Here is an 8,522-nt window from a genome sequence, read left to right on the forward strand (position 1 = left end):
GCCTTAGAACTTACAAAACTTGAATCTGTCGAATGAGTGTTCAAAATAACATAAGCATATATTACGAATCGAAGATTATGGATAATATATACATATAAAACGTTAACTTCTTATGGCCTGGCATAATTAAAGGCATGACCAGTGTAAATATGAACATTTGTTTAATATTTTTATAAAGTATTGAATTAAATTAAAATTTAATATATTATAATAATAAAACAAAGAGAGGGGGCATCTAACATGCTGATTCGAAATTGTGCCGGCGGTGTTGTTTTTAGCGGCGATAAAGTTTTTCTGTTAAAGAATGAAAAAAGTGAATGGGTTTTACCGAAGGGTGTAATTCGTAACGGTGAACTGCCTCATGAAGTTGCTGTGAAAAGAGTAAAGCAGGAAACAGGAATTTCAGCTGAGATCATATCGACTGCGGGGCAAACAAGTTACGAATTTTTTTCTTTTACGAGGAAAAGACCTGTTTGTAACAGAATCACCTGGTATATCATGGAGGCAGTTGATGAAAACTTTTCTGTTTCAAAGGATGAAAACTTTTCAGAGGGAGGTTATTTTACCTTTGACGAGGCTGAAAACATTATAACCTATAGCCAGGATAAAGCTTTAGTAAGGCTTTCCTTTGCAAAATACAAAGAGATGCAGTGCGAGGCTACTGCAGAGGAGGCTAAAAGCTACGCAAGGTAACAATTGCATAGTCAATTGCGAAAGCTGATATCTGCCTTAAGTTCGAATGGCCCGTTTTTGATTGCATGGTGATGCAGTATGAATGAATACAGAACTATATATAAAGAAACATGTGAAGAAATATATGAGAAAAAGTCACGCTTTATATGTAACTTAAAGCATGCGAAAAATGAAGCTGAAACTGCTGAGTTTATTCGAGAGACAAGGGAAAAATACAGGGATGCTACTCATAATGTTTTTGCCTATGTTGTATATTGCGGCACTTTATTACAAAAGCAGAGTGATGATGGAGAGCCCCATGGTACAGCCGGAATGCCTGCACTTAATGTCATACGAAGCAAAGATCTGGTAAATGTTTGCGTTGTTGTCACTAGATACTTCGGCGGTATTTTATTAGGAGCAGGCGGCCTGATAAGAGCGTATTCGCAAGCAGTAAAAAGAGGAGTTGAAAAGTCGGGTATCTGTACCATGGCTCTTCATGACAAAATATCGATAAAGGTGCCTTATACATTGCTTGTAAAAGTAAAAAATGCAATTGATATTTCAAAAGGCGATGTGCTTGATATAGAGTATACCGATTATGTCAGAGTCATTGCTAAAATAAAATATGATAGCACTGCTCTCTTCATTCATAAAATAAATGAAATATCAAATGGCAAAGCCGAAATAGGACTTCTGGATAAGTATTATGATATATGTCCAGAAGCAGCTGATTAAAAACATATCAAGAATTTCCTATTTCTTTTTGCAGCAGATTTCATAGACTCCAATGCAGAATAAAAATATTGCAAACATTTTTCTAAGGATCGCAGATGAAATGTATGAGGCTAAGATAGACCCCAGTACAGCTCCCAGAATACCTGCGGCTATAAGCTTAAAGAGCAATTTTTTTTCGATATTTCCGTTTTTTATATGGGTAATCAATGCGATGGATGCAGTGGGTATAAAAGAGATCAGATTAACGCTCTGGGCAATTTGCTGGCTTATGCCGGATGTCAATATCAGAACGGGTATTAGTATAGTACCTCCGCCTATACCCATGCCGCTGATTATACCGGATAGTATGCTGACTATAAAAATGAGCATTAAAACACCATCCTTATCGCAGACAATATCATGAACGCGCCGAATATTTTTCTGAGCATGCCGGCCGAAAATTTATTTAAAATCTTTGCTCCTATATATGCCCCTGCCATACTACCGAATACAACATTCATAGTCAGCCTCCAATCGGTTAGATTATGTTTAAAATAAATATACGAGCTTATGATCGAAAGCGGAAGTATAACAGCAATCGCAGTAGCGTGTGCTTTTTGCTCTTTTACATCCAGTAAAAATACCATTGCAGGCACGATTATAGTTCCACCGCCCGAACCGAATAAGCCATTGAAAAAACCTGCTGCCAATCCTACCGATAATATTTTGAATAAATACCTGTAATTTTTGATGATACCACATTCTTTTATTATATTTTGCATGCATTTTTATTTTTTCATATTTAAATACTATTATTCACAATTAGTATTTAAATATTTTATTACGCATTAAAAACTCGAATTTGGCGAATGAAGTGTTTGAAATAACATAAGTCCATATTACGAATCACAGGTCAAAATTGAGTGTATAGAGATTATTTGAAGAATATGCACCCGCCAAAGCTGAAAAATTTTGACGTTGCTAAACTATATGGTATAATAGTAAACTAGATGTTGTATTAAACAGTTGATCTGAAAAAACCGGTATTGTAAGGGGGAATATAATATATGTCAGGACATTCAAAATGGCATAATATACAGGCGAGGAAGGGCAAACAGGATGCTGCTCGCGGGAGGATGTTTACAAAGATAGGTAAAGAACTATTAGTAGCCGCAAAAGAAGGCGGAGGAAATCCCGATGCGAATTCTAAATTGAAGGATACTATTGCAAAGGCCAAAGCGGTAAACATGCCGATGGATACGATAATGCGGGCGATAAAGAGAGGAACGGGGGAAGGAGAAAACATAGTTTATGAGGAAATAAACTATGAAGGTTACGGACCGGCCGGAGTTGCCATTATTGTCAACGCATTGACGGATAATAAAAACAGAACGGCTTCCAATGTAAGGCATACATTCGAAAGAAGCGGCGGAAGTCTTGGAGCCAGCGGTTGTGTATCATGGATGTTTGAAAGAAAGGGTATTTTAGTCGTTGAGAAAAAAGACGGGATAGATGAAGATGAACTTATGATGGAAGCGATAGATGCAGGCGCGGAAGATTTTAATTCTGACGGCGACATTTTTGAGATCACGACATCTCCGGAGGATTTTTCATCCGTGCGTCAAGCCCTTGAAAACAAGGAAATAGGATTTATTTCTGCGGAGATATCCATGGTGCCTAATAATAATGTGACACTCGATGCTGAAAATGCTGAGAAAGTTGAAAAACTTATTGACAGGCTTGAGGAAGACGATGATGTTCAAAACGTCTGGCATAATGCAGAATTCCCTGAAGGATGGGGAGAATAAATAAAAGAGAGCAAGTGGCTCTCTTTTATTTATTCTCAGGTACAAATGTTGCACAGTCCGTCGTTTGGGAATCCCAGGAATTTGGTGATTGTATCTCAATATGCTCTGCGGTACAATGATCGCCCATTCCGTAATAATGGCATGTATTAACCACGCATTTGACTCTGTTTATCGGATTGTCATCCTTTTTGATTCTGCCTTCCATAAAGATCACTCCCTTTATTTTAATTTCAAAATTATTATTAGAAATAATATAAATTTTATTCGTTCCGATATTAAAAATTTAGCAGCACGTATATTATTTTAGCAGCATGGATATAATACTTCCCTGTATAATGCGCAGAGATAAAGCAAATATACAGGAGAGTGTAAAAAATATGCTGGGAAGATATAAAAAGAGACTTCTGATAATTTTAAGTTCTATTATTTTAATAGCGGCCGCTTTTGGATACGGATATTATGTTACGATGAAGAAGATATTGAAAGAGGCCCCGCAGCCAAAACCTGGCGAAAGGATCGATGTAAAGGAAAAAACACCTGTGAACATCGATGAAAAGGGGACGGCGCAGTTTCCTTCAGGAGACAGGGTTACGCCGTCGACAGTTTTAGTTGAGAAGATAGTATCTATAAATACCGGTAACATAATAGAAAATGATCCGAAATCCGTTCCTGATGAAATTGTTAATTTTGATGAGGAACAGGTAAAAGATTATTTCAGCGATTATGATGCGGTTATGTTCAGCAAGGATAAAATAACAGTTGAAAGAAAGTTCCCAAACTTGCCCGACTGTTTTTTAGTAAAATTGGAGGATGACATTATTAAAGTATTCGTGACTGATGATGAGGGGCAGGCAGTTATTTTCAACGATTTTACCCCGGTACGGTGTAAAAATAAAGATGAAACTATTGAAAAGGGGATAGAAGTTAAAACTCTTGACGAAGTATACAGCGCAATAAGCGATTATGAATAACCTAAAATAATATTCTTCAAATAATCGATATGCACCCATAGATCATTTCATGTTGCAGTTTATCGGATTTAATGTAAAATATAAGAGAACGGTAATACGAATAAATGTTTGGGTGGGGATTTGACAGATGATAATACTTGGAATCGATCCTGGTATTGCAATACTTGGCTATGGTGTTATAAAATATGAAAAGGATAAGCTTTATATGATAAATTATGGCGCATTGATTACAAAGCCGAGTTCGACGATGCCTGAAAGGCTTTCCATATTATACAGGGGATTAAAAGATATAATAAATAAATATAAACCGGATGATCTGGCAGTTGAGGAATTATTTTTCAATAAAAACGTCAAGACGGCTCTAACTGTTGGACATGCAAGGGGGGTTTCGCTGCTTTGCGCATATGAGGCAGGCCTTAATATATTCGAATATACGCCGCTTCAGGTAAAGCAATCCATTGTAGGTTATGGAAGAGCGGATAAAATGCAAATACAGCAGATGGTAAAAGCTATATTGGGTCTAAAAACCATTCCGAAGCCCGATGACGCGGCCGACGCTTTAGCGATAGCTATATGCCATGCTCATTCAAGCCATGTACCGGATATGTTCAGGATAAAATAGGGGAGAATAAGTTTATGATTGACTATATTAAAGGAACATTCGAAGATTCTGGCAAAGATTATATTGTAATAGATAATAACGGAATAGGATACAAGATATTTGTGTCAAGTTCAACTATAGCTAAAATCAATCAATTGAATGCAAGCATTAAGATATATACATATTTTCACGTAAGGGAAGATGCGGTAGTCCTCTTCGGTTTTCTGACTAAGGACGAGCTGGATATGTTTGAATTGCTGATATCTGTAACAGGGGTCGGACCTAAAGCTGCCCTTTCAATATTGTCTGTTTTGGCACCTTCGAAGCTTGCACTGGCTATAGCGGGAAATGATATAAAATCCTTGACTTCCGTCCCGGGCGTAGGAAGCAAAACGGCCAACAGAATTATACTTGAACTTAAGGATAAGATAGATATTGATAGTATGGTGACTAAAGATGCGGATATTGCCGTATCAGAAGATGATGCTTTAAGTGAAGCTGTGGGAGCATTAGTCGCTTTAGGTTACAATATAGCCGAGGCAAATGCGTCTGTTGCAAATGTGGATAGGCAGGGGAAAGATGCTGAAAGCATAGTGAAGGCCGCACTTAAAAATCTAATGAAGTAGGTGGTTAAATGGATGAGAGAATAGTAAGCGGCGATTTAAAATCCGAAGATACCCCGATAGAGGGAAACCTGAGGCCGAGAACCCTTGATGAATATATAGGACAAAATAAAGTGAAGGAAAAGCTTTCGATATTCATTGAAGCGGCTAAATCGAGGAAAGAACCTTTGGATCATGTGCTCTTGTACGGCCCTCCGGGACTTGGGAAAACGACTCTGTCATCGATTATAGCAAATGAAATGGGAAGTAATTTAAGGGTTACATCGGGGCCTGCTATCGAAAGGCCGGGCGATCTTGCAGCCATATTGACAAACCTATCCGAGGGCGATGTTTTATTTATCGATGAAATACACAGATTGAACAAAAGCGTTGAGGAAATACTCTATCCTGCAATGGAGGATTACGCTCTGGATATAGTAATCGGCAAGGGACCCAGTGCGAGGTCATTAAGATTGGATTTGCCTAAGTTTACGCTTATTGGAGCAACTACGAGGGCAGGACTTTTGACTTCTCCTTTAAGAGACAGATTCGGTGTCATATGCCGGCTTGATATGTATGAAACAACGGAACTAAAAAAGATAGTAGAAAGGTCGTCGCAAATACTTCATATTCAAATAGATGAAAAGGGCGCGGAGGAGATTGCCATGCGTTCACGCGGAACCCCGAGAGTAGCGAACAGGCTTCTAAAAAGAGTAAGGGATTATGCGCAGGTAAGGGCCTCGGGAATAATAGACTATAATACGGCAAACGAAGGTTTGAATCTCCTTGAAGTGGACAAAATGGGCCTTGACAGCATAGACAGGAAGATACTGCTTACGATAATAAAGAAGTTTGGTGGAGGGCCCGTAGGCATCGATACATTGTCATATTCTATAGGAGAAGAAAATGAAACTATCGAGGACGTATATGAGCCATATCTTTTGCAAATAGGATACATAAACAGGACTCCAAGGGGAAGAGTCGCCACAAGATCTGCATATGAGCATTTCAACATAGCTTATTCAGATGAAAACTAATGATATTAAGAAGGGATACTAAATGAAACTTGAAGAATTTGATTACAATTTACCCGAAGAATTGATAGCACAGGAGCCGTTAAAGCAGAGGGATCAATCCAGGCTTATGATCTTGCATAAAGATACCGGAAAGATCGAGCACAGGATATTCAAAGATATAATAGATTATTTGAATCCCGGTGACTGTCTGGTTTTAAATAATACGAGGGTAATGCCCGCAAGATTATATGGAAGAAGGGAAGATACGGGAGGAAAAATCGAGGTACTTCTTCTTAAAAGGGTGGAAAAAGATAAATGGGAAGTGCTTGTAAACCCCGGGAGAAAGGCAAGGATAGGTGAAAGGATCATTTTCGGCAACGGTGAACTTGCTGCAAAGATACTGAGCCACACGGACGCAGGTGGAAGGATAATAGAGTTTGAATACAGCGGAATTTTCGAAGAGATTCTGGATAGGCTGGGCGAGATGCCGCTTCCGCACTACATCAAGAAGAAATTGGCCGATAAGGAAAGTTACCAGACGGTATATTCGAAAGTGGAAGGTTCGGCGGCAGCGCCTACGGCAGGTTTGCATTTTACAAAAGAACTGCTGAATAATATAAAAGAGAAGGGAATTTCCATTGTGTATATCACCCTTCATGTAGGTCTTGGTACGTTCAGGCCTGTAAAAGAGGAAAATATTGAAGAGCATAAAATGCATTCCGAGTATTATATGATAGACGGGCTTTCGGCAATTACCATAAACGAATGCAGAAAAAAAGGCGGAAGGATAATCGCCGCAGGCACAACATCGACCAGGACTCTTGAAACCGCAAGCAGGCCGGATGGAATCATGGAAGCCAAATCGGGATGGACCGATATGTATATTTATCCTGGATATAAATTTAAAGCTGTAGACTGCCTTATAACTAACTTTCATCTTCCGAAATCATCCCTTATCATGCTTGTTAGCGCTCTGGCAGGGAGAGAGAGAATATTGAACGCATATAATTGCGCCGTTATGAATAAATACAGGTTTTACAGTTTTGGCGATGCGATGTTTATTGTATAATTTCAATGCACGTCAAATGTTGAAAACGTACTGCTACGGCTTTTATAAAAGCCGTAGCAGTACGTTTTCCTAGAATTCAAAGCCTGTAATCTTTTTGGAAGCAGTAACGATGTTGTAAAGCAAAGGAGTGATTATACAATTTGCAACAGCAGTCGGCAGTGCCACGGTCAGAAATAAAAATGTAAATGGCGCTGGAAGGCGGCCAAGGATTATAAGGGCAGATGCTAAAAATACCGTGCCGCTCAGCAGGGTGCCGATAAATCCTACAATTACCGTTGAAACCTGCCTGTTTAAAAATTTTGTTAGCAGTTTTATAAGAAAATATACCGCAATGCCGGTGATCATTTTGTCTATCATGTTTGGTATTTGACCACCGGGAAATTTCGTGGTCAATGCCGTTATCAAACCGGAAGCTATGGATACGATAAATGTAGTTTTTATATCCATACATATAAAAATAATTACAAAGAGCATCGAAAGCTGAATGTCGAACGTAACTCCTGCAAAGGCCGGAACGACCTGATGAAGTATAAAGCCTACCGCCAAAAGAATTGCACATAAAATAGTTTTTCTAAGTTGCATTTTAATACCTCCATAATAAAATATTTTTGATGATGTGATATTTTTAAAAACATATAGATTTCAGGTCATATTTGTCCGCCTCCTTTGCCTGTTGATATCAGTTATAAAATAAAAAAGCTTTTCATCCTAAAAGGACGAAAAGCATATTTCCGTGGTACCACCTCAATTAAACTCTCCAGATACGGAAGATGGAATCTTCGATATCCTGCCCTTATAACGTAGGACTTACGGCTTCTGCTACATCGCTTGAGATTTCACATGGCTTTTCCTGAATCCATTCGGCATACTATTATGCACCAGGCTTTCACTGCCCCCGGCTCGCTTTAACAAAATAAAATATGCTTACTAATTTCAATCATAAAATTTGAATAATTCAATTAGAGATATATTAATACGTTTCCATAGAGTTGTCAAGCGTTTTTGAAGTCATCTTCAATTCGCAATTTGAAATCAGGCATAAATAGGATTATGTTATTTTGAGCGA

Annotated in this window: 12 protein-coding genes; 8 read left to right on the forward strand and 4 right to left on the reverse strand. The window is 38.4% G+C overall.

All coding sequences use genetic code 11. From position 1 onward, the window contains the following. The first annotated feature begins 240 nt into the window (after positions 1-240). Together QME45_13930 and QME45_13935 are read left to right on the forward strand one after the other, a co-directional pair. Entirely contained in the window at positions 241-693 is a 453-nt protein-coding gene (locus QME45_13930; GenBank protein ID MDI6619729.1) for an NUDIX hydrolase, read from the forward strand. Positions 694-771: 78 nt separating this feature from the next. Then, positions 772-1,410 (forward strand): YigZ family protein, encoded by a 639-nt coding sequence (locus QME45_13935; protein MDI6619730.1) that lies wholly within the window; start codon positions 772-774, stop codon positions 1,408-1,410. 18 nt (positions 1,411-1,428) lie between these two features. Here QME45_13935 and QME45_13940 read toward each other — a convergent pair whose 3' ends face one another. Both QME45_13940 and QME45_13945 read right to left on the reverse strand, forming a co-directional pair. Continuing rightward, positions 1,429-1,779 carry a sulfite exporter TauE/SafE family protein gene (locus tag QME45_13940; GenBank protein ID MDI6619731.1) on the reverse strand — a complete coding sequence of 117 codons (351 nt, stop codon included), beginning with the start codon at positions 1,777-1,779 and terminating at the stop codon, positions 1,429-1,431. After that, positions 1,779-2,171: a sulfite exporter TauE/SafE family protein gene (locus QME45_13945; protein MDI6619732.1), complete on the reverse strand. Its 393-nt coding sequence runs from the start codon at positions 2,169-2,171 to the stop codon at positions 1,779-1,781. The genes QME45_13940 and QME45_13945 overlap by 1 nt, the downstream gene beginning before the upstream one ends. 285 nt (positions 2,172-2,456) lie before the next feature. Between QME45_13945 and QME45_13950 the strand changes: the two genes are divergently transcribed. Beyond that, entirely contained in the window at positions 2,457-3,197 is a 741-nt protein-coding gene (locus QME45_13950; GenBank protein ID MDI6619733.1) for a YebC/PmpR family DNA-binding transcriptional regulator, read from the forward strand. Between the two features lie 25 nt (positions 3,198-3,222). Here QME45_13950 and QME45_13955 read toward each other — a convergent pair whose 3' ends face one another. Beyond that, on the reverse strand, positions 3,223-3,402 hold the full coding sequence (locus tag QME45_13955; protein MDI6619734.1) for a DUF1540 domain-containing protein: 180 nt from the start codon (positions 3,400-3,402) through the stop codon (positions 3,223-3,225). Between the two features lie 172 nt (positions 3,403-3,574). Here QME45_13955 and QME45_13960 point away from each other — a divergent pair, with 172 nt between their 5' ends. From QME45_13960 to queA, 5 genes are all read left to right on the forward strand, one after another. Continuing rightward, the gene (locus tag QME45_13960) at positions 3,575-4,168 is read left to right on the forward strand and encodes a hypothetical protein (GenBank protein MDI6619735.1); all 594 of its coding nucleotides are present in this window, start codon (positions 3,575-3,577) and stop codon (positions 4,166-4,168) included. A 127-nt stretch (positions 4,169-4,295) separates the two neighbouring features. Then, entirely contained in the window at positions 4,296-4,790 is a 495-nt protein-coding gene (gene ruvC / locus QME45_13965; protein MDI6619736.1) for a crossover junction endodeoxyribonuclease RuvC, read from the forward strand. Positions 4,791-4,804: 14 nt separating this feature from the next. Next, positions 4,805-5,395 carry a Holliday junction branch migration protein RuvA gene (gene ruvA, locus QME45_13970; GenBank protein MDI6619737.1) on the forward strand — a complete coding sequence of 197 codons (591 nt, stop codon included), beginning with the start codon at positions 4,805-4,807 and terminating at the stop codon, positions 5,393-5,395. Between the two features lie 8 nt (positions 5,396-5,403). Beyond that, complete coding sequence (ruvB, locus tag QME45_13975) at positions 5,404-6,408, forward strand: Holliday junction branch migration DNA helicase RuvB (protein MDI6619738.1); 1,005 nt, start codon at positions 5,404-5,406, stop codon at positions 6,406-6,408. A gap of 22 nt (positions 6,409-6,430) precedes the next feature. Then, complete coding sequence (queA, locus tag QME45_13980; protein MDI6619739.1) at positions 6,431-7,456, forward strand: tRNA preQ1(34) S-adenosylmethionine ribosyltransferase-isomerase QueA; 1,026 nt, start codon at positions 6,431-6,433, stop codon at positions 7,454-7,456. A gap of 69 nt (positions 7,457-7,525) precedes the next feature. Here the strand turns inward: queA and QME45_13985 are convergent, their stop codons facing one another. Further along, positions 7,526-8,038: a tryptophan transporter gene (locus QME45_13985; protein MDI6619740.1), complete on the reverse strand. Its 513-nt coding sequence runs from the start codon at positions 8,036-8,038 to the stop codon at positions 7,526-7,528. Positions 8,039-8,522: the final 484 nt, after the last annotated feature.

It is taken from the genome of Clostridiales bacterium (genome assembly GCA_030016385.1).
Taxonomy (GTDB): domain Bacteria; phylum Bacillota; class Clostridia; order Clostridiales; family Oxobacteraceae; genus JASEJN01.